The organism is Pantoea sp. BAV 3049 (genome assembly GCF_009765445.1).
GTDB lineage: Bacteria > Pseudomonadota > Gammaproteobacteria > Enterobacterales > Enterobacteriaceae > Erwinia.
This window is the reverse complement of sequence record NZ_WHOY01000031.1, coordinates 215,659-237,185: the sequence shown is the minus strand read 5'-3', so window position 1 is coordinate 237,185 and position 21,527 is coordinate 215,659. Positions and strand designations below refer to the sequence as shown.

The following is a 21,527-nucleotide window of genomic DNA, read 5'->3' as shown; positions in this document are numbered from 1 at the left end:
GCATGAGTGAACTTAATGACCGCACCCTGCACTACTATCGTCAGCAGCAGTACCAGCCAGGCTGGTTCGATCTGCTCAGCGTGATGATCAACGGCATGTTGCGTAACGCCGGAGAGCGAGAAAGCCACGCTTTCCTGCAGCAGATGGGCGATACTCTTGCCAGCCGTTACCCGCTGGGGGCGGCGCAGACCGTTGCCGATCTGGAACAGCAGATTAACGCTGTGCTGGCGCGTTTTAACTGGGGATTTGTTGACGTGCAGCCCCGCGAGTCCTCAATGGTGATCGCCCATATGGCGCTGCCGCCGGGCGATGGCCTGATCGAAGCCCGCCAGTGGCGTCAGGCGCTGGGCGCGGTGCTACAGGGGCTGTATGCCCGCTGGCTGAGCGATCAGGGTGGCAATCCTGCGGTGCGCCTGGTCTGTGAAGAAACCGACAGTAAAGCGACTTTAAATTTCCGCTACCAGATGTGAGGAAGGTGAAGATGTCTCTGCTCAGGGCGAGCGTTATGGTAATGGTGATGATACTGGGCTGTGCTCAAGCCAGCGCCGCCGATGGCTGGAGCAGCTTTAAAAGCCGCTTTATGACCAGCGACGGCCGCATTCAGGACACCGGTAACAACAATGTCAGCCACACCGAAGGGCAAGGCTACGCTATGTTGATGGCGGTGTGGTACAACGACCGCAGCAGCTTTGACAGCCTGTGGCGCTGGACGCAACAGCATCTGAAAAATCCGCAGAACGGGCTTTTCTACTGGAAGTACAATCCTGCCGCTACCAATCCGGTGGCAGACAAGAACAACGCCTCCGATGGCGATGTGCTGATAGCCTGGGCGCTGTTGAAGGCAGGAGAAAAGTGGCAGAACAATGAGTATCTGCAGGCTTCCGATCGAATCCAGCGGGCTATCGTCAGCCGGGATGTGATCGCCTTCGGTGGTCATACCGTGATGTTGCCGGGCAACCAGGGCTTCAATAAAACCAGCTATGTGGTGCTCAATCCCTCCTATTTCCTCTTTCCGGCCTGGCGGGATTTCGCCCGGCGCAGCCATCTGAAGGTGTGGACCAACCTGATTGACAGCGGGATGGACTTGCTGTCGAAGATGCGTTTTGGCGATGCCGGGCTGCCGGTGGACTGGGTCGCGCTGAACGCTGATGGCACAGTGGCACCCGCCACTGCATGGCCGCCGCGCTTTAGCTATGACGCTATCCGCGTGCCGCTGTATGTTTACTGGTACGATGCGCAAAGCCTGCAGCTGGTGCCATTCCAGCACTTCTGGATGAGCTTCTCACGGTCGCAGACGCCAGCCTGGATTGATGTGATGAGCAATAACAAAGCGCCTTACAACATGGCGGGCGGCCTGCTGGCGGTACGTGACCTGACCCTGAACAGTGGATATCTCTCTGACCAACTGGACAGCAAAGAAGATTATTATTCTGCCAGTCTGAAGCTGCTGGCCTGGCTGGCACTGCAGGAGCGATCGCATTAAAACGGTGGATAATCAGCCTTTAAAGTGCAAACCCGGGGATGTGGTGATAAAATATCAGCACATCCGGCCTGAATAAGGGGGGCATGTGCAGGGCAATGAGCAGGATTATCCATCCGATATCTATGCGGTTATAGGCAGGGCTGTTTCGGCTCTGATTGAGGCAGGTGAGCCTCTGAACAAGAAAAGCGTGCTGATTATGTTGCAGACGCACAGCGCGCAGAATACAGATGAACAGCTTAAGGCTATTTACCAGCAGGCTTTTCGGAATCTTCTCGAAAGTTTCCACTAACAGCCGGGTACCCGACCAAGCTGTCCCACCACACCCTTCAATCCGTCGCAATCTGTTTCGCTACTCAGGCGTCTGGCTTACTCGCTGCCGCTATCCTGCCTGCAACAGTAAATGGAAGCCTGTCAGTGCTTCTTGGAGCCGTCCTGGGATTCTTCATTGGTGAACAGGTGCATCACGTTGTCGCTGTCGCGGATTTCCTGACTGAAGCCATCCCGGTTCGGGGCAGAGTAGTTTCTGACTTCATTGATGGCACGCCTGAACGTGAGCTGTCTGGCTGCATCGCTTTCAGCAGCAGCCATAGCATGGAGTTGTTTGATCAGCGCTGCGTTGCTGATGGCAGCATCCTCTTTCAGCAAAACCATCACCGCCTCGCCAAGCAGGATATCGATCAGTTTTTCATCTTCGTTTTTGTACATACCAACATCTCTGACTTATCACGAAAAAACTCAGTCTCCGCGGCCGAACAGCAGGCCAATCAGCTCGTGATAATGCTGCGCCTGTTCAGGCGTTGAGGCATGCTCAAGACGTCTTAAAAGACGGGAGCAAATGGATTTACGATTAAGATTACGCCCTGCGCGCAAGATTTCAACCACAATCTGGCCCAGTGTTTCCTGCTGCGATGGCATGATCGCCTCGCTAAAATAACGGCTGATGTCATTTTCAGTTTTAGGGTTAGATCCGTCCTGACGCATGGTAGTGACCCTCAGTCGCAAAGTTCAGAATGTGTTTAGTAAATGCCGGGCTAAAGTTATACAGCTATGGCGAAGTTGTACAGTAATACTGAGTTCGATAACGCGGAGATTTTTAGCAAGAAATGCTAATTAAGTAAATTCAGTGGGTTATAAAGGGGGCCGTCGGTGTGCAGGCGTAACAAACCTGGACAATCGATGGTGAAACGCGGGTCGGACATTCCCTGAAGTGAAATCTGTCCGACGCCCTCAACTCAGGTTTCTGGCGTGCAGAGGGTACGTCACTCTTTTTCTCTGGCGTTTCCAGCCCGGCCGGGACGGATATCTGCCTCTTTTGACCGGACATCAGGTTGCCTTTCCAGTGAGGCCAGCCAGTGTTGGCCCTGCGCAGATGAGACATTGCCTTTACGAAAATCCAGCAGCCATTTTCTGGCCTCCCAGATCTTCAGCAGGCGATCGTCGTTCTCTTCATTACTGGCCATAATCTGCAGCTGGTTGATAAGTGAACCAGGACTGATTTCCTCCCTGTTAATGATAAGATTAATGGCGGCTTCACCGATCATGACGTGATTTGTATCATCTTCATCAGAATTAAACAAAATTTGCCTCCGGAATAACAACTAAGCAGTTATGTTATATTTATGATGTAATAAAGGTAGAACATTAACGATATAAAGTGAAATAATTACACGCGATTAAAAAGGATGTAATGAAAAAAAATTTACTGTTGAATATTTTTAGTTAAATAATAACATATTGATTTTGTTGGGTTTATTTAAATCAGGTTACGTTGATAACTATTTTCATGGGAATAATTCCTGTTTTTACCTCCTTTCGTAATATATAACGCAACAAATTCCAGACCTTACTGTTTTCTAAGCATAAAGGGAAAGTGGCTGGCTAAGCAGAAGAGTAAACGGCAGGCGATTTAAAACCAGACTGCGTAATCAAACACCGAGTTCTGTCCCGAGCAGTCCGGCTCCGCAATAAAATTTATAATCATCTGAATGAATTGCTAATTTTTGCACATAAGTGTTTAAAAAAGGCAACCGCCAGGCGGTTGCGGCTCCCACGAACAGGCGGTCTACTGAACTTAAAAATTCACAGGACACGCTGATGAACGATTCACTCAATCTGCTTACAGATAATCCGGCCGAAGAGTCAACCACCGTCGTTACCCTTACACTCGGTATCTTCTTTGATGGCACCGCAAATAATGCTTTCAACACCCGTTTTGGGCTGGAGGTCTGTTCGGCGGAAACGGCCGGGCTGGAGGATGCAGATGCACTCTCCGTGCTCGCCCAGTGCGCAAAGCAGGAGCTTGGTTACCGGGATCGCGCGCTCGGCAGCCATGTGGGTTACTACACCAATATTCACTGGCTGAATACGCTCTACGAAACGCAAGCTGTTGGCCGGGAAGGAGAAGTGCAGCTCAGCCTTTATATCGAAGGGATCGGGACAGAAGAGGGGGAACCCGATATGGCCGTTGGTATGGCAATGGGCACGGGAGAGCGGGGCATCATCGCCAAAACGGATAAGGCCGTTGCCAGCATTGCCGGGCTTCTCAGTGACTATTGTGCCAGCCTGCCAACTGCCACGCCTGCGGTCAGTGAAGTGCGGTTCGATGTTTTCGGCTTCAGCCGTGGGGCAGCGGCTGCCCGACACTTTGCCAACCGGGTATTTGCTCAAGACAGCGCGCTCGTCAGTGCTATTGCCGCGGGAATGGCAGGGAAAGTGTATGCCGGCAAACCCGCAGGTAAAGTTCGCTTCCTCGGCCTCTTTGATACGGTGGCGGCTGTTGGCACTGCGAAGAATGGCTTCAATCCCCACGCGGCGAAAACTGGTGAGGTTAATCTCATGCTCAGGCCCGGCGTGGCGGAGAAAGTCTTTCAGATCGCTGCCCGCCACGAATGCCGCTTTAACTTTGCCCTGAACAGTGTCAAACCAGCCTGGCCTGAACTGGTTCTGGCGGGTGTGCATTCTGATATTGGCGGCGGTTACCATCCGGAAGAAACGGAACACTATTTTCTCACCCGGCCCCAGTTTGAAACCGTGTCGCTTTCCACTGCAGATGAAGAGACCAGGCTTTATAAAAGAGTCGCAGAGGAAATGAAGGCGCTGCCTGATTTCCCAGCGGTCGGACCCATTGTGCGTAACAACGACGTAAAGATCACCACCTGGTCCGATGACCGCATGCCAGCGGACCATTACGGGATGCTGCAGAAACGCAGCGGGGCCGCCGCTGCGGTTACGCGAACGGTGCGTAACGACTGGGCGAAGGTGGCACTCAGGGTGATGATGGATGCAGCTCAGGAGGCTGGTGCCAGATTCAGACCGATAGAGGAAGCCGATCCGGCACTCAACCTGCCAGCTGAACTGGACAGCCTGTGCGAAAAAGCGATCGGGCAGGGCAAAGCAGTGCGCAGCGGCCAGCCAGTTGAAGAATTCACGGCTGCAGAAACAGATTTGCTGGCCAGCCGCTATCTCCACTGTTCCGCAAACTGGAATGCGGTGACAACGAATGCCAGCGGCAGCACTGTCAGTGCAGTGAAACCGGCCAGGCTGCTCTCTTTCACTAACCGGCCGGACGATCGCTGGCAGCGCACCAGCTATGATATGGACGGCAATTCTTACTGAGGATAAGCCACCCAGTCACCGCCGTTCAGCCGGATCCATGGTTTGCCCTGGTACATCATCACCACTGCGTTGTCGTTCTCAGACACCACCTGCGACTGCGGAAGATTCTGAGTCAGCACCGACATATTAACGTTAGCGGCATTGAATACTTGCCCGTCAACCACCCGTGAGACCAGCTCGGAAATCGCCAGCAGGCTGGTCGGGGCTTCCACATTCAGCGGCTGGCCCTGATGCGGTGCCTTCATGCCAACAAATTTAATGCCAACCGGCACGTGAGTGATACTCGGGCTTGGGATATCGCGAAGGCCGGACATTTGCATCTTGTCCCCCTGCAATGCCGCCCCATGCTCTGGTACCACAAGTACCATCACGCGACGGCCAGATTTATCCAGATTAGTCAGGAAGGTATCCAGCTGATCGAACAGCTGCTTAGCCCTTGGCTGCCACGGCGCGGTTTTAGTGCTGCCCAGCTCGCGTGTGCCGTCATGCAGCGGGATCAGGTTGTAGAAGGTGGCGCTGCGGGTATCCGCGCTCTTCTGCCGGTCATCCAGCCAGCGCTGCATCACTTCACCGTCATTCAGCACCGGCGTGCTGTCAAAGGAGGTCCAGGCCGGTTTAATGCCCGTTTGTGACATCAGCGGAGCCTGCAGATTACCGTCATCACGCAGCTCTTTCAGGTAGTTACCAAACACGCCGGTATGATCCATCATCAACTCTTCTTTGAAGCCCAGCTTCGCCAGGTTATCAAACAGATAACAGCGCTGATCGACCGGTTTGTACAGATCGCTGTGTGAGGTCTGGCCGCAGCTGGCGCGCAGCAGACGGATGCCCGCCGGGCCGCTATAGCCGGTTGCCGAGTTATAGTTGTTCAGCACGATATCGAAGTGTTTCCACAGCGGATGGTCACGCAGTTGAGCAACGTCCAGATCGGACCAGGAGAGGGAACAAATGTTAATTACCAGAATATCGAACGGTGCGGATTCTGCAGGCAATGAGTCAGGGAAGTGCGTGACGCGCTGTTTTTCACTCTCATAAAACTTATTGAGCCAGGCTGTCAAATTGGCGCTGGTGGGCGGCGCTGATTGATCGCTGGCGTTGGCCGCTTCGGCGACATTATTCGACTGAGGCGCATTGTTTAGCGTGGCCTGCGGGGTGATTTCCTTCGTCGGCAGCAGGGAGATGGACGGCCCGGCAATGTTTACCACGTTGATCCACAGCAGCATCAGTGAAACCAACACGGTAATTCGCACCCACTGCGCCACAAACAGGTAGATCACCAGCATCACAAAAGCGGTGCCAATCATCTGCCAGTTGATAAACCTGTTGGCCAGATCCAGCAGGTAAGCGGCAGAGAAACCGGCCAGCTGCCCGCCCTGGCTCATAATGCTTTCCGGGCCTGGCAGCCAGGTATCGTGCCAGAACAACCCGATCCCGATGGGGATCGAAATCCAGTGGCGCAGGCGGTGCAACCGCTCCGAAGGCATCGGCAGCAGTAAGCCCGCCAGAAAGACCAGGTTGGTCAGCGCGTGAAAATTGAGGTAACCAAACCATAACAGCGCAAATTTGATCAGGAAGTAGAAATTCCAGCCTCCCAGCCCGCGCCACAGGGAGAGGGCAGAAGGCTTTTGGGACTTTTGTTGACTCATGACTTATCCGATTCTGAAGATTTACGCCGCCAGGTGCCTTCATACTTCAGTGCGCGCGGAGGCGTAATCCGCAGCACCAGTCCCCGCCACTGCCGGGGCAGCCAGCGGGCATAAAAAGGTTTCAAGAGTAATAACAGCAAAACCATCAGGATCAGGATTTGCACAACATCCATCAGCGTCATTGGGTTTCTTCCCCGGGATCTTTACCAAGGGTGATATTGCGTGGCTCACGACGCGGCGCTTTCTCAACCGGCTCAGTGGCTGCAGGTTCTGCTGCAGAGGTGGCTGGCGCATCACGCCACGCTGTTTGCACTTTGTCGGTCATCTGCCGGATTTCAGACTGAATTTGCAGGTCTTCGTACCACACCATCCGGTTGGTGAAGATCTCATCGTGTGGCAGCCGGAAGATGAATTTCAGCGCTGTGTCCAGGTCGTTAAAACGACATGAGGAGAGAAACAGATACAGACGCTCGTCCACCTGAGTGACCAGATCGCCGAAGCGGCGAGGTTTACACAGCGTCAGCGCCTGTGTGGCTTTCAACTCCGGCACCGGTCGCAGGGCGACCAGCAGTCCCTTGCCGTTTTCCGGCAGCAGCGGGTTGCTGACCAGCCGCGTGACCGACTGGCAAAAAGCCTCCAGGGGCAAAAAGCCTCGCTCCTGCAGGGGTTCCATTGAGCTCATCAGCGCACTGATGTTGGCAGGGACGTGACGATGCGACGCACCCGGTCCTGCTGGCAGTGTTCGCTACTGTTGTGGTGATCCTGTTCGGCCTGCTGCTGTGGAGGCTGATGCGTAGCGTGAGCCGTCGTCGCCTGGGTGACGAGGACGATATCTAGTGAAACGTCCGCTGTCGGGCCTGCTCCTGCCCGCACTCTTACTGCCGCTGAGCTGCGGCGGCCTGGCCGCTTCTTCTGCTGCGCAGGTGGAGCCGGTTGACTGGCTGCTGCAGCAGGTGCGGGTGGGAGAGTCTACCAACAAGTACGATCTGGTCACCCAGTCGCTGTACCGGCTGGGCAAAATCGCCCCGGATAATCCACAGGTGCTGGCGGCGCAAATCCGCCTCGCCCTGCATCAGGGTGAGCAGGACAAAGCCCGGAAACTGATGGCTGAGCTGAAAAAAATCTCGCCGGATTCCGCCGCCACCCGTCAGGCGGAGGCCAGCATTATGCTGATTTCCGATGAGGGACGGCAGCAGTTGCAGCAGGCCAGATTGCTGGCGGCTTCCGGACGGCTTCTCGATGCCCGGGCGGCTTACGACCAGCAGTTTAAGGGCATTTTCCCCTCAGATGACATTGCGCTGGAGTACTGGCGGCTGGTGGCTCGTCTGCCTGACCAGCAGTCTCTGGCGCTGACCAAATTGCAGGCGCTGGATCGGGATGCGCCGGGCAACGTCAGCGTGCGGATGGCGATTGCCCAGATGCTGCTGAGCCGGGATGACCGTGACGCAGCGGTACGGGAGCTGAAAATTATCTCAGCCGATCCTGCCGGACGCGATCAGGCCGCTGAACTCTGGCTGAGCAGCATCCAGTCACAGCCGGTGACGCCACAGACGGTGGCCCAGTTGAAGGACTACCTCGCCACCTTTACCAGTGACCAGCCGCAGACCGATGGCCTCGCCGAACTGGCCCGTCAGCAAAAAATGCTGGCCGATCCGGCCTATCAGCAGCGCCTGCGCGGGCTGGCTTTGATTGGCCGCGGTCAAAGTTCCAGCGCCATTCCCGCCCTGAAGGCGGCGCTGAAAGCCACGCCGGATGACTCCGACCTGCTTGGGGCGCTGGGGCAGGCTTACTCCCGCGCCAATAATCGTGAAGAAGCGAACATCTGGTATCAGCGGGCGATTGTGGCGGATGCGCAGGGCACCGATATCGGCAAATGGCGCAGCCTGCTTCAATCTAACCAGTACTGGCTGGCGGTGGCGCGGGGCGATAAAGCGCTGGCGGCGGGCGATCTGGCCGCTGCGAACCGCAATTATCAGCAGGCCCGCGGGCTGGATGGTACGGATGGGTATGCGTTAATCGGTCTGGGCGATGTGGCGCTGGCGCAGAAGAATACGGTGGCAGCGGAAGAACATTTCCGTCGTGCGCTGCGGATTGACCCCTCCAATACCACGGCAGCCAGAAGGCTGGCGTCTCTCTATCAACAGCAGTCGCCAGAAAAAGCGATGGCGTTTATCAACGGGCTGCCTGCCGGGCAAAAACGTGCGCTGGGCGGTTCGCTGGTCGCCCTGCGCAGCAATGCGCTGAGTGCCGAAGGCGATAAGCTGGCCGGGGAAGGAAACTGGCAGCAGGCAGCAGACAAATACCGCCAGGCGCAGCAGGATGTCCCGGATGATATCTGGCTGAATTATCGGCTGGCAGAGGCGCTGCGTCAGGCAGGCCAGCCGCAGGCGGCGGACAACCAGATGGCGGCAATGGCGCGCCAGAAGCCAGCCGATACTCCCCAGGTTTATGCTTACGCGCTCTATCTCTCCGGCAGCAATCGTCCTGATGAGGCTCTCAGCCAGCTGCATGCTCTGCCGCAGGCGAAGTGGGATCAGGATATCAAAGAGTTGAATACACGTCTGGAGACCGACATTGCTGTCGCCAGCGCTGAGCAGCTGCGCACTTCCGGCAATCAGGCCGGGGCGATGGCTCTGCTCGGCACACTTCCGGCCTCAACGCAGACAGCGTTAATTCAGGCTGACTGGGCGCTGGAAGGGGGTGAGAGCGAGCAGGCACTGCAGCGCTATCGTGCTGTGCGGGCGAAAGAGCCACAGAATAACGATGCGCGGCTGGGTGAGATCGAGGCGCTGGTGGCGTTGAACAGGTTGCCGGAAGCCCGTCAGCAGCTGACAGAGCTGCCAGCCTCAGCCGCAACAGAAAGTGTGAATACCGGGCGAAGGGTGGCGAATGCCTGGCTGAGCGTGGGTGACACAAAACGCGCCCGGGCGCTTTACGCCAGCCTCAAGCCGCTGGCTGCGAAAGAGATGCCGTCGCAAAGCAGCGCGCTGGTGTATCGGGACTCGGCGCGGCTGGAAGCCAGTCAGGAACAGCCGCAAGCCGCGCTGGAAGATTATCGCCAGGCGATGATGGCCAGTGGTATCACCCCCAAACCATCGGAAGAGCCTGACGATTTCACCCGCCTGACGCGCAACGATAAGATGGATGACTGGCTGAAGCGGGGGATCCGCAGCGATGCCGCCAGCCTCGCCCGCCAGCAGGACACCACGCTGACGCTGGAAGAAGACTACTCCCGCGACAAAGGTACTGGCGGTGTCTCGGACTTCACCGCTCACACTACCATGATGCAGGTGGAAACGCCGGTTGCCGAAGGCAAAGGCTTCCTGCGGCTGGATAATGTGGATGTTTCTGCCGGGACTTTTTCACGCAACAGCAGCGGGAATGTTGACGAAAACTTTGGCACCTGTGCCAACGACGATGCGGTCTGTAACCGCGACTACCGCCAGCACCAGAACGGAACCAGCGTGGGGGTGGGTTATAACAGCGAGACATGGTCGGCGGATATCGGCACCACGCCACTGGGCTTTGAGGTCACCAACTGGGTTGGGGGCGTTACCTGGAACACCGACGTGAAGGATCTGGGGGTGTCGCTGACCGCTTCCCGACGGCCAATCTCCAGCTCGCTGCTGGCGTTTGCCGGCGCGCGCGATCCGAACCAGCTCAGTGGAAAAACCTGGGGAGGCGTGGTGGCGACCGGGGGGGCCATTGGTCTGAGTTATGATCAGGGCGAAGCCAACGGCGTCTGGGCCAATCTCAGCGCTCATCAAATCACCGGTGAAAACGTTGAGAATAACTCCCGCGAGCGGCTGATGGTGGGCTATTACTACAAGCTGATCAACGAAGATAATCGCCGGGCCACTATTGGCCTGAACGGCATGTTGTGGCACTACGCTCACGATCTCAGCGACTATTCGCTTGGCCAGGGGGGGTATTACAGTCCGCAAAGTTACCGCTCGCTCGCCGTGCCGCTGACTTATCGCCAGCGCACAGAAAACTGGTCATGGGATCTTGGCGGTTCGGTTTCCTGGTCGCACTCGCGCACCAGCGGCGAACCTCGCTATCCCGTGGATTTCGGTTCGCTGACCAGCAATAATCCCACCAGCAGTGACAGCAGCAGCAGCGGTTTTGGTTACACGCTGCGGGCTGTGATTGAACGACGCCTGACTGCCCACTGGACGCTTGGAGCTGGCGTGGATATTCAGCAGGCGAAAGATTACACCCCAAGCCACGGATTGCTTTATCTGCGCTATTCGATGGCGGGCTGGGAAGGCGATCTGGATATGCCGCCGCAGCCATTGACGCCATACGCTGATTTCAAATAATCCTTTTCCCATCATACTTCGGGCTGCAGAGGCGTTGGCTGCACGAGTGCACCTCAGTCACTTACCTGAGTAAGCTGCGGGGGATTTATAAACCTCGTCCCTGAGGTTCATCCTGCGGGCCAGCACAAGCGCTGTTCAAATCGGTTCCCGACCGATTTGTACTCGCTGGCCGCCTTTCTGCAGCCCGAATCTATTTTGAAAAAATAGGATAAAAAATACTTAAAAGCGTCTGGTTTCCCCTCGGAAAGCACCTAATCCGCTCTCGTCTTTCAGGGATAACTTAACAAGTGCCCGCCATACGATATACTCAGGGCTGTTTTGCCGCCCCGGTGTGGCGGCATCCCGTTTTGGAGAGCAGGCTTGCGCGTGAGTCGTTCATTAACGATAAAGCAGATGGCGACGGTTTCAGGCGTTGCGGCAGTCACCATCTGTATTTTTATCGTCATTCAGCTTTTTCATTTTGTGCAGCAGCGCAGGATTGACTACGCCCAGCAGATGGAAAACGTTGCGCATACCGTGCGTCAGCCGCTGTCGCGGGCGGTGCTCAAGGCCGATATCAGCCAGGCCGAGCTGATCCTTGATTCGCTCAAGCCCGCCGGGATCCTGGCGCGGGCGGAAGTGGTGCTGCCGAACGGCATGCAGGCCCTGCACACTGATTTTGAACCGGCGAGACCGGTGCCGGAGTTTATCGCCAGGATTTTTGAACTGCCGGTGAAAATTACCGTACCGCTCTATTCGGTAGAGCCTGCCAACCCGAAACCGCTGGCGCTGCTGGTGCTACAGGCCGATTCATGGCGGGTGTATCAGTTTATCCTCAGTGCGCTGTCGACCATGGTAACCACTTACCTGCTGCTGGCGCTGATCCTTTCTGTGGCCATCAGCTGGTGCATTAACCGGCTGATTGTCCGGCCACTGCGGGTGATTGCCAGAGAGTTGCAGGATCTGCCGCCGCAGGAGGCCATATCACACCAGCTGGTGCTGCCAGATCGCCATCGCGATGATGAACTGGGAATGCTGATCCGCAGCTACAACCGCAATCAGCAGGTCACCGGGGCGGTACATGATGAAATGAGCCGTCTGACCACCCATTTTGCCCTGACCAATCTGCCGAACAAAACGCTGTTCCTCGCGCTGCTGCATGAGCATCTCAATTCGCTGGCTGAGGAGGAGTCATTCACCGTGCTGGTGCTGCGTATTGAAACGCTGCAGGACGCCAACGGCGTGGTGACGGATGAGCAGCGCGATGCCCTGTTGCTGACGCTGCTGGAAAAAATACGGAACTGCATCGACAGTCAGACGGTGATCGGGCAGCTCTCAGGCAGCGATTTGGTGCTGCTGGCTAAGCGCGCCAACAACCCGTTCCGCGCGATGCGGCTGGCCCGTTTGCTGCTGATGCGTCTTAACCAGCCGGTGGCGCTGCAGCAGATGCAGCTGCGCCCGAACGTCAGCATTGGCCTGGCGCAGCGTGATTCCAGCCTGCTCAGCGCACAGGATTTCCTCAGCCGGGCGGCTTCCGCCATGATGTCGGCCCGCCACCAGGGCAAAAACCAGATCCTGTTCTTCGACCCGGTCATGATGGAGCGGGCGCACAAGCGGCTGACCCAGGAGCACGATATTCTGCAGGGGCTGGAAGAAGAGAAGTTCTCCCTGTTCCTGCAGCCGCAGGTTGATATGCGCAATGGCGATCTTCTGGGCGCGGAAGCCTTACTACGCATGCGCCAGCCGGACGGTAGCTGGGCGCTGCCGGAAGATCTGATTGTCAATGCGGAAGAGATTGGCGTGATTAGTTCACTGGGCCGCTGGGTGTTCGGGGAGTCGTGCCGGGTACTGGCTGCGTGGCAGAAAGCCGGGATTAAACTCACTCTCAGCGTCAACCTTTCCGCCGTTCAGCTGCGCGAGCCGGATATGGTGAACCATCTGCGGGAGCTGATTGCCCGCCACCAAATCTGCCCTGGCAGCCTGATGCTGGAAATCACCGAGACGGCGCAGGTCGGCGAACCGGAGCTGGCGCTGCGCCTGCTCAGCGAGCTACAGCAGGTCGGGGTCTCGGTGGCGCTGGATGATTTCGGGATGGGTTATGCCAACCTCAACTGGCTGAGCCGGTTTAAATCTTTGCCAATCAGCAAACTGAAGATGGACCGCAGCTTTGTCTGTGAACTCCCTCACGACGACACTATGGTGAAGATTGTCGCGGCAATTGCCGACATCATCAGGCTGGACGTGATCGCTGAAGGGGTGGAAACCCAGGAACAGCGCAGATGGCTGCTAGCCCGCGGTATCCATATCGGCCAGGGTTATCTCTACTCTGAGGCTTTACCGGTGCAGGTATTTAACGACAAATATTTCGCCGGGCGGCTACCGAACTGATGGGGCCGCCTGCAAAGGGTAGCCCTGGACTCAAATCACTCAGGGTATTCCTGGCGCTGAAGTGATTCAGCTCTTAAAACTGCGCGTCAGTCGCGTCAGAATGTGTCAATTTATATCAATCCCGTTAACAGAGTGTTATTTTCGCGCTGAAGTCAGTCGATAATTACAACAAGTTCACTCGCAATCCAGTCGTTAACGGACACTTTTATGAAAACCTCCCTGTTCAAAAGCCTCTATTTCCAGGTACTGACAGCTATCGCCATCGGCGTATTGCTGGGGCATTTCTACCCCGAGTTGGGTGCCCAGATGAAACCACTGGGCGACGCCTTCGTAAAACTGATCAAGATGATTATCGCCCCGGTGATTTTCTGCACCGTGGTAACCGGTATTGCCGGTATGGAAAGCATGAAGGCGGTGGGCCGTACCGGTGCCGTGGCGCTGCTCTATTTTGAAATTGTCAGTACCGTTGCGCTGATTATTGGCCTGGTGGTGGTGAATGTGTTGCAGCCTGGTGTCGGGATGAACGTTGATCCTGCCACGCTGGATGCCAAAGCCGTCGCGGTATATGCCCAGCAGGCGGAGCAGCAGGGCGTTATCGCTTTCCTGCTGGATATTATTCCTGGCAGTGTGATCGGTGCTTTCGCCAGCGGTAATATTCTCCAGGTTCTGCTGTTCGCCATCCTGTTTGGTTTTGCCCTGCACCGCATGGGCGATAAAGGCACGCTGGTGTTCAACTTTATCGAAGGTTTCTCGCAGGTCATTTTCGGCGTTATTAACATGATCATGCGCCTGGCTCCGATCGGCGCGTTTGGCGCGATGGCTTTCACCATCGGCAAATACGGCGTCGGCTCGCTGGTGCAGCTCGGCCAGCTGATTGTCTGCTTCTATATCACCTGCGTGCTGTTTGTGGTGGTGGTATTGGGGCTGATTGCCCGCGTGGTCGGCTTTAACATCTTCAAATTTATCGCCTATATCAAAGAAGAGCTGCTGATTGTGCTCGGTACCTCCTCTTCCGAATCTGCGCTGCCGCGGATGCTGGATAAGATGGAAAAGCTGGGGTGTAAAAAGTCGGTAGTCGGGCTGGTTATCCCAACGGGTTATTCATTTAATCTCGACGGCACTTCAATTTATCTGACCATGGCGGCGGTCTTTATTGCTCAGGCTACCAATGCGCATATGGATATCTGGCACCAGATTACTCTGCTGGTGGTACTGCTGCTCTCCTCGAAAGGGGCGGCTGGCGTGACCGGTAGCGGCTTTATTGTGCTGGCGGCAACCCTGTCGGCGGTGGGCCATTTACCGGTCGCCGGGCTGGCGCTGATCCTGGGGATTGACCGCTTTATGTCCGAGGCGCGCGCCCTGACCAACCTGGTCGGCAACGGTGTGGCGACTATCGTGGTGGCGAAGTGGGTTGATCAACTGGATGAAAAACAGCTTAAGGAGACGCTTTCAGCACCAAAAAAGGCAAAAAAGCTGTCTGAAACCTCGCTGTAATTCGTTAATTTACTAAATATCCTGACAAATGCCCGCCGTGACTTGCCCTCACGGCGGGCATTTGCATAATAACCCCCAGAGATTTTTATCATTTTTCACTTTCCGGTGGGACATCCCCGCCGATGCGTGGTCTAAGAAGCTGTTCCGTCCTAAAACAGCGGCTTCCCTGAGTTATCCTTTCGACTGATAGCAGCAGGCCGTAGATCGCCAGTGATTTTTTTTGGTTTGTGATTGAGTAGGGGTTCACATGCAGGGCACCAGAATTCGTCTTTTGGTTGGTGGGATACTGCTGGCCGCCGCCAGCGGCACTGTGCAGGCTGAAACACTCCAACCCGATCCCGCCTGGCAGCAGGGAAAACTCGATAATGGTTTCAGCTGGCAGGTTCTGACAACACCGCAGCGTCCCAGCGATCGTGTTGAAGTTCGTCTGATGATCAATACCGGCTCGCTGGTGGAAAATACCCAGCAGAGCGGATACAGCCACTTACTGCCGCGTTTAGCCCTGGTGCATAACGCGAAGCTCGATACTGCTCAACAGCGCTCGCTTTGGCAGCAGGGTATCGATCCCGATCGTCCGCAGCCACCGGCCATCACTTCTTATGATTTCACTCTCTATACCCTGAGCCTGCCGAACAATCGCCCGGAAGTGGTAAAAGAAGCCATGAACTGGCTGGCGGCGACGGTCGGGGAGATGACCATTAATGAGCAGACGGTCAATGCCGCGCTGGGCGCGGACGATCCGATTGCCACCTGGCCTGCCAATCCGCAGGATGCCTGGTGGCGCTATCGCCTGAAGGGGTCGGCGCTGCTGGGCCATGACCCGGCCACGGCAGCCAGTGCGCCGGTGGATATCGACAAGCTCAATGCTTTCTATAAGCAGTGGTACACGCCAGATGCAATGACGCTGTTTGTGGTCGGTAATGTGGACAGCCGCGGCCTGGGTGAGCAGATCAACAAAACCTTCTCGCCGCTGAAGGGCAAGCGTAATGCGCCTTCCCCAATGCCTACGCTGTCGCCATTGCCGCCACAGGCGGTTAACCTGGTCAACAGCAACGTTAATCAGGATCGCCTGTCGCTGGTGTGGGATACCCCCTGGCAGCCAATCCGCGATTCGCAGAATCTGCAGCGTTACTGGCAGAGCGATCTGGCCCGCGAGGCGCTGTTCTGGCACGTTCAGCGAGTACTGAGTGAGAACAAAGCTCAGAAGGTCCAGGTGGGCTTTGACTGCCGTGTGCTGTATCAGCGTGCGCAGTGTGCCATTAATCTGGATGCTGACAACAACACGCTGACCAGCAACCTGAACCTGGTGGCGCATGAAATGGCGAATATTCGGGATAACGGTCTGCCGCAGAAAGAGTTCGATGCGCTGATGGCGCAGAAAACGGCGGAGCTGAACAAGTTGTTCGCCACCTATGCGCGGACGGATACCGATGTGCTGATGAGCCAGCGTCTGCGTTCGCAACAGAATGCGGTGGTGGATATCGCGCCTGAACAGTATCAGAAGCTACGCCAGAGCTTCCTGTCCGGCCTGACGCTGCAGATGATGAATCAGGAGCTGCGCCAGCAGCTGTCGCAGGATCTGACCATGGTGCTGATGCAGCCGCAGGGCGAGGCCGAAACCAACGTGAAGGCACTGGAAGAGAGCTGGCAGAAAATTATGAAGCCAGCACCGGAAGCGCCTGCCACGCCAGTGGATGAAACCAAGCCGGAAGTCTCGGATATCCCTGCTTCACAGAACTGATTCACAAACCCCGTCTTTCACCAGAGGGACGGGGTTTTCTGATACTGCCCCCATTTACCAGAGGTGGCTTTCATCTCATCATCCGTGGCAAACTCGCCAGCATTCGCTTCTTTAAGCGCCTGTTCAGTCTCTGCAATCTACCAGGCTTCTCGCTGCAGATAGTCTCTCGGCCAGAATATTGATGAGCAGGGCCAGCTGATTTGTCGCGATCCGTCTGCATTTTCTCCATCAGGAGCAGAGAGGATAGTGAACGAATATCAGCGATCGGTCAGCCGTCGAGTATTACGGCGAAACGCCAGAGTTTGTCAAAGACAAAACTTATCCCTGTGGCCGCTGGTAAGAGAAACCCGGAAGTCAGCGTGGCGCACATTCACCACACGCGGGCGCGCAGCCATTCGTTAACCAGCATTGGCCAGCTGGCCAGCGGCAGGTCTGCCACATTGCGGATGCCGAAGCCGTGGCCGCCTTTTTCGTAAAAGTGTAGCTCGCTGGAGACTTTCTTTTCGCGCAGGGCGCTGAACATCACCATGCTGTTATTAATGGGGACTGACTCGTCATTCACCGCATGGATCAGCAGGGTCTGCGGTGTTTGTTCGCTGACGCGGGTTTCCATTGAGTAGGCATCGATTTCATGCTGTGTGGGGTGCTCGCCCAGCAGGCGGAGGCGCGAGCCAGTATGCGCCAGCCCTTCGCGCATGCTGATCACCGGATAGAGCAGCACCATCGCATCGGGCCTTGCCGTCAGCGAGTCGGCGATATCCTGCACCGGATAGATTTTTTCATTGAAGCGCGTCCCGACGCTGGCCGCCACGTGCCCACCGGCGGAAAAACCCATCATCACAATACGCTTGCCGTTCAGGCCCCGCGCGGCGCGATGGCGCAGTACGCGGACAGCCCGCTGGGCATCGGATAACGGCGCATCGGCGGCTTCGTGGTGACCATCCTGCGGGAAGCGGTAAGTCATTACCGCCAGCGTGTAGCCCATCGCGGTAAAGAACATCGCCAGCGCGCTGCCCTCTTTGTCGATCATAATGCGCTCAAATCCGCCGCCCGGGGCGACCAGCAGCGTCACGCCGTTGGACTCCTCCGGATACCAGAAGGCGATTTCAGGACAGCGCACGCCGGAGGCGGCACGATCGAAAGGTTCATATTCTTTGGCCAGGTCAACAATTTGAGGCTGCACCCGGGAGTCACTGGCACCGGGTGCATCCCCGGTGGGCCAGATATTAATAATGTCGGCTTTCATAGGCACTCCTGTTTATCGTTTTTTAAAGTGAAAGAGCCCGCGATGAAATTGTCGTCCGGGTGCAGTAATAAGCATCGCCTGTTTAATAATAATACGTCCAGAAAATAGCGGTCGTGCCCGTCAGTTTCAGACAATACCCAGACGATGGGTAAACAACTATTCTGGTTTTCATGGTTTCTCGTTATCTGTCTGTTTTTAAAGGAAACCATGATTTAATGGTTTTACTACTGAATCGGCGATAAAGGGATTTTAGTTAATTATTAATATATTCAAATCATTATGATTTTCTCATTCTGTGGAGGATCCTTTTTCAGGAGTATTCTTATTCAGCCTGGTTATGGGTTTTATGTTGTTTTTCTGCCAGAGTGAAAGGTCAGTCTACGAATGATGATTAATTAAGGCCAGGTGTCGGGTATTATATTGGGGTATTTGTTTTTATCTGCCGCTTATTGATTAATTCTGCGATTTATACGGGGTAATCTGCTAATAATTTTACTTTGTGCTTTACTGTGGTGTGTGTTCGCTTTGCAGGAGAAAACCGTGGCCCGGGGAAGCTTGAGCATGACCCGTCTTCTGGCTCTTATTGCGCTGTTTTTCTGCCTGCGGGCAGCAGCGATGTCACCTGCTTTTCTCGACCAGACGATGATGGCGGTGGTCAGGGATCGGCTGGCGAGCGGCCAGGCGGCGGCGCAAACTCAACAAGCCTGGCAGGTACTGAAGCGACAGGCGGACAAGGATCTGGCTCAGCCGCTGATGAGCGTAACGGAGAAAGGCCTGATGCCACCCGGTGGTAGCAGGCATGACTATCTGAGCCTGAGCGCCTACTGGTGGCCGGATCCGCAGCACCCTGATGACCGGTGGATCCGCCGCGATGGGGAGATTAATCCTGCCAGTAAAAATAATCAGTCGGATGGCGTCAGGCTGGCGGCGTTTACCTCCCGCGTGCAGGTACTGACGCTGGCATGGTATTTCTCCGGTGAACCGAAGTATGCCGACAAGGCCATTGCGCTGTTGCGCCACTGGTTTCTCGATCCCCCCAGCAAAATGAACCCCAACCTTAATTTTGCCCAGGGCGTACCGGGAGTGGCAGCGGGGCGCTCCAGCGGCATCCTTGACGGTCGCTACTTTGCTACCCGCGTGGTGGATTCACTGATCCTGCTGCGTGCTGCATCTGGCTGGCGGAAGGAAGACGAACAGGGAATGCAGAGCTGGATGCAGGAGTATCTGACATGGCTGGAGAACAGCAAGGCGGGCAAACGTGAGGCGAGGGCGGCGAATAATCATGGTAACTGGTACAGCGTGCAGCTCGCGGGGATCGCCTGGTATCTGCAGAAAACGCCGCTTATCACGCAACAGGTCAGGGCGACCAGAGCGCGAATGCAGCAGCAGATATCAGCCGATGGCAGCCAGCCGCTGGAACTGGCGCGTACCCGGTCGTTTCACTACAGCTATTTTAATCTGCAGGCGCTGGTTGCCCTCGCGGTGCTGGCCGAGCGATCCGGTGCTGGCGATCTTTGGCGATCGGATGCCAAGGATCCCAGCGGTACGAAGAAGGTGGGGATTCTCACCGCGCTGGACTTTATGGCTCCGTGGACTGACAGCACCAGACCGTGGCCCTATCAATCCCGGGATCGCATCAGTGAAAGGCTGATCCCACTGCTTTCTCAGGCGGATAACAGCCTGCACGAGCCGCGTTATCAGCAGTTTGTCCGGCGGGCGACCTTTCATGCCCCGGATAAAACTCAGCGTGGCGCACTCATCGAAGCCCAACGTGAAACCTGGCTGCTGTCGCTGCCTGGCATCAGATAACGTCCTGCGTGGACAGGCCGCTCACTTATTCCGGCATGGCGGAAAGCGGAATAATCGCGCCACGATGCTGGATCACCGTGCTGGCGGTCAGATGGCCGCGGCGGGCCGCCTCTTCCGCGCAGCCACCGCTCAGCCTCACAGCCAGATAACCGGCACTGAAGGAGTCTCCGGCAGCGGTGGTGTCCACCACGCTGCTGGCCGGGAGTTTTACCGCAGGCACTTCAATCAGCGGCTGCTCTGCCAGCGAAACCAGGCAGGACTCCGCGCCACGCTTGATCACCACTTCGTTTACACCCGCCGCCCGCGTTCTGGCAATCACCTGCTCCACGCTGGCTTCGCCCCACAGCAGGGTCTCATCATCCAGCGTCAGGAAGGCGATATCGGTGCAGGCCAGCATCACCTGATAGGCTGCCTGAGTTACTTCCGCCGATGGCCACAGGCGCGGGCGGTAGTTGTTATCGAAAATGACCTTACCGCCGTTCTGCCGACAGGTAGCCAGCAGCGCCATCAGCTTTTCCCGGCTCTGTGGGCTGAGGATCGCCAGGCTGATGCCGCTCAGGTAGAGGTAATCAAATTGGGCCAGCTTCCGGGCAATCTCATCGGCCTGTTCGCCCTCCAGCCAGAAGCGGGCGGCGGCATCGTTGCGCCAGTAATAGAAGGTCCGCTCGCCCTGAGCATCCGTTTCAATCACATACAGGCCCGGCAGTTTGTTCTCCATTCGCTGGATCAGCGAGGTGCCGACTTTTTCCTGCTGCCACGCCGCGAGCATCTCACTGCTGAAAGTGTCAGTGCCCAGTGCGGTCACGTAATCCACGCTCAACTGCTGTTCATCAACCTGACGCGCGATGTAAACCGCAGTGTTCAGGGTATCGCCGCCAAAGCCGCGGCTCAGGTCGCTACTCTTCTGTGAAAGTTCGATCATGCATTCGCCAATAACGGCGATGGTCTTCTTTGTCATGGTAATCAGCTCGCTGTTAATTTGCTCCAGTCTGGCTTTGCTGGCCGGCAGAGTCAATATTTTAAAACAACGTTTTATTTTTATGTAAAGCGCGAAGAAACGGTTAAAAAGCTGTCTGTTAAAGCGATTGAAAGCGCAGCGGTGGGGCGATGATGAGACAGCATAAGGGTGCACAATCACGATAAAGTTATACAGGTTGATGCCGATACTGGGTGACGGGAGATCTTCCCCGCGCGATCTCATCTTATAAAGGGTCAACAACATGGTGCTGAAGAACATCAGTCACCGGCTTCCTTCCTCAATTGTCGTTAAAAAACAACAAGAAGAGCGTTTGTACTGGCAGCAGTGTCAGCGAACCTATACGTTTCAGCCTATCTACCGGGTGACCGGCAGTCTGATGGCAATTGAGCTGCTCACGGCGGTGTTTCACCCTTCCGCGCCGGGCCAGAGGTTATCGCCGGAGTCCTATTTCGCTGCGATTGACATTGCACAGCGACTACACGTGGTTCATGAGCAGCTGGAGCTGCTGTCAACATGGGAAAGCAAGTTTGCGGATGGGCAAATGGTGGCTTCGGTCAACATCGATGGCCCGCGAGCTGTTAATCCTGCTGAGAAAATCAGAAGAAGGCCGGAATCTTTTCAACATGCTGCTGGCGCTGATTAACCGTTACTGTAAGGGCGTCATCGTGGAAGGTGTTGAAACCATTGATGAATGGATCCAGGTGCAGAATTCTCCCGCCTGTGCCGCACAGGGTTACTACTTTGCCCGTCCGATGCCTTTTGACCAGTTTTCAGCCCTGCCACCGCACCTGATCTGATGCCGTTTCCGCTTCTCTCGTCTATCTT

Annotated in this window: 16 protein-coding genes and 1 pseudogene; 9 read left to right on the top strand and 8 right to left on the bottom strand. The window is 56.1% G+C overall.

Features of this window, described 5'->3' with window-relative positions; all coding sequences use genetic code 11:
• The first annotated feature begins 2 nt into the window (after positions 1 to 2).
• A complete protein-coding gene (bcsD, locus tag GSQ70_RS01915; protein ID WP_158780685.1) occupies positions 3 to 470 on the top strand; it encodes a cellulose biosynthesis protein BcsD in 468 nt (155 codons plus the stop codon).
• 11 nt (positions 471 to 481) lie between these two features.
• Positions 482 to 1,483 carry a glycosyl hydrolase family 8 gene (locus tag GSQ70_RS01910; protein ID WP_370521029.1) on the top strand — a complete coding sequence of 334 codons (1,002 nt, stop codon included), beginning with the start codon at positions 482 to 484 and terminating at the stop codon, positions 1,481 to 1,483.
• A gap of 411 nt (positions 1,484 to 1,894) precedes the next feature.
• Here GSQ70_RS01910 and GSQ70_RS01905 read toward each other — a convergent pair whose 3' ends face one another.
• The 3 genes from GSQ70_RS01905 to GSQ70_RS01895 all read right to left on the bottom strand — a co-directional run bounded on the left by GSQ70_RS01905 (position 1,895) and on the right by GSQ70_RS01895 (position 3,060).
• Entirely contained in the window at positions 1,895 to 2,188 is a 294-nt protein-coding gene (locus GSQ70_RS01905; RefSeq protein ID WP_158780684.1) for a hypothetical protein, read from the bottom strand.
• A gap of 30 nt (positions 2,189 to 2,218) precedes the next feature.
• Positions 2,219 to 2,464, bottom strand: coding sequence for a regulatory protein YcgZ (ycgZ, locus tag GSQ70_RS01900; RefSeq protein ID WP_158780683.1), 246 nt, complete (start codon positions 2,462 to 2,464; stop codon positions 2,219 to 2,221).
• A 278-nt stretch (positions 2,465 to 2,742) separates the two neighbouring features.
• Positions 2,743 to 3,060: a hypothetical protein gene (locus GSQ70_RS01895; protein ID WP_158780682.1), complete on the bottom strand. Its 318-nt coding sequence runs from the start codon at positions 3,058 to 3,060 to the stop codon at positions 2,743 to 2,745.
• Positions 3,061 to 3,577: 517 nt separating this feature from the next.
• Here GSQ70_RS01895 and GSQ70_RS01890 point away from each other — a divergent pair.
• Complete coding sequence (locus GSQ70_RS01890; protein ID WP_158780681.1) at positions 3,578 to 5,098, top strand: DUF2235 domain-containing protein; 1,521 nt, start codon at positions 3,578 to 3,580, stop codon at positions 5,096 to 5,098.
• On the opposite strand, the gene bcsG is transcribed toward GSQ70_RS01890, so the two are convergent.
• From bcsG to GSQ70_RS01875, 3 genes are read right to left on the bottom strand one after another with little or no spacing between them, the layout of a single operon-like run.
• The gene (gene bcsG, locus GSQ70_RS01885) at positions 5,092 to 6,744 is read right to left on the bottom strand and encodes a cellulose biosynthesis protein BcsG (protein WP_158780680.1); all 1,653 of its coding nucleotides are present in this window, start codon (positions 6,742 to 6,744) and stop codon (positions 5,092 to 5,094) included. The genes GSQ70_RS01890 and bcsG overlap by 7 nt on opposite strands.
• The gene (gene bcsF / locus GSQ70_RS01880; RefSeq protein WP_158780679.1) at positions 6,741 to 6,926 is read right to left on the bottom strand and encodes a cellulose biosynthesis protein BcsF; all 186 of its coding nucleotides are present in this window, start codon (positions 6,924 to 6,926) and stop codon (positions 6,741 to 6,743) included. Before bcsF ends, bcsG begins: the two co-directional genes overlap by 4 nt.
• Positions 6,923 to 7,417, bottom strand: a complete 495-nt coding sequence (locus tag GSQ70_RS01875) for a BcsE family c-di-GMP-binding protein (RefSeq protein ID WP_370521028.1) — start codon at positions 7,415 to 7,417, stop codon at positions 6,923 to 6,925. The genes bcsF and GSQ70_RS01875 overlap by 4 nt, the downstream gene beginning before the upstream one ends.
• 163 nt (positions 7,418 to 7,580) lie before the next feature.
• Between GSQ70_RS01875 and bcsC the strand changes: the two genes are divergently transcribed.
• The 4 genes from bcsC to GSQ70_RS01855 all read left to right on the top strand — a co-directional run bounded on the left by bcsC (position 7,581) and on the right by GSQ70_RS01855 (position 16,668).
• Complete coding sequence (gene bcsC, locus GSQ70_RS01870) at positions 7,581 to 11,066, top strand: cellulose synthase complex outer membrane protein BcsC (RefSeq protein ID WP_233268229.1); 3,486 nt, start codon at positions 7,581 to 7,583, stop codon at positions 11,064 to 11,066.
• Positions 11,067 to 11,426: 360 nt separating this feature from the next.
• On the top strand, positions 11,427 to 13,433 hold the full coding sequence (hmsP, locus tag GSQ70_RS01865; RefSeq protein WP_158780677.1) for a biofilm formation regulator HmsP: 2,007 nt from the start codon (positions 11,427 to 11,429) through the stop codon (positions 13,431 to 13,433).
• Positions 13,434 to 13,640: 207 nt separating this feature from the next.
• A complete protein-coding gene (locus GSQ70_RS01860; protein WP_158780676.1) occupies positions 13,641 to 14,927 on the top strand; it encodes a dicarboxylate/amino acid:cation symporter in 1,287 nt (428 codons plus the stop codon).
• Positions 14,928 to 15,174: 247 nt separating this feature from the next.
• On the top strand, positions 15,175 to 16,668 hold the full coding sequence (locus GSQ70_RS01855) for a pitrilysin family protein (protein WP_158780675.1): 1,494 nt from the start codon (positions 15,175 to 15,177) through the stop codon (positions 16,666 to 16,668).
• A 370-nt stretch (positions 16,669 to 17,038) separates the two neighbouring features.
• Here the strand turns inward: GSQ70_RS01855 and GSQ70_RS01850 are convergent, their stop codons facing one another.
• On the bottom strand, positions 17,039 to 17,914 hold the full coding sequence (locus GSQ70_RS01850; protein ID WP_158780674.1) for an alpha/beta hydrolase: 876 nt from the start codon (positions 17,912 to 17,914) through the stop codon (positions 17,039 to 17,041).
• A 561-nt stretch (positions 17,915 to 18,475) separates the two neighbouring features.
• On the opposite strand from GSQ70_RS01850, the gene GSQ70_RS01845 reads away from it, so the two are divergent.
• Positions 18,476 to 19,723: an alginate lyase family protein gene (locus tag GSQ70_RS01845; protein ID WP_158780673.1), complete on the top strand. Its 1,248-nt coding sequence runs from the start codon at positions 18,476 to 18,478 to the stop codon at positions 19,721 to 19,723.
• 25 nt (positions 19,724 to 19,748) lie between these two features.
• Here GSQ70_RS01845 and GSQ70_RS01840 read toward each other — a convergent pair whose 3' ends face one another.
• Positions 19,749 to 20,681 carry a sugar kinase gene (locus GSQ70_RS01840; protein ID WP_158780672.1) on the bottom strand — a complete coding sequence of 311 codons (933 nt, stop codon included), beginning with the start codon at positions 20,679 to 20,681 and terminating at the stop codon, positions 19,749 to 19,751.
• 262 nt (positions 20,682 to 20,943) lie between these two features.
• On the opposite strand from GSQ70_RS01840, the pseudogene GSQ70_RS01835 reads away from it, so the two are divergent.
• Positions 20,944 to 21,499, top strand: a pseudogene (locus GSQ70_RS01835) (hypothetical protein).
• The last annotated feature ends 28 nt before the right edge of the window (positions 21,500 to 21,527 follow it).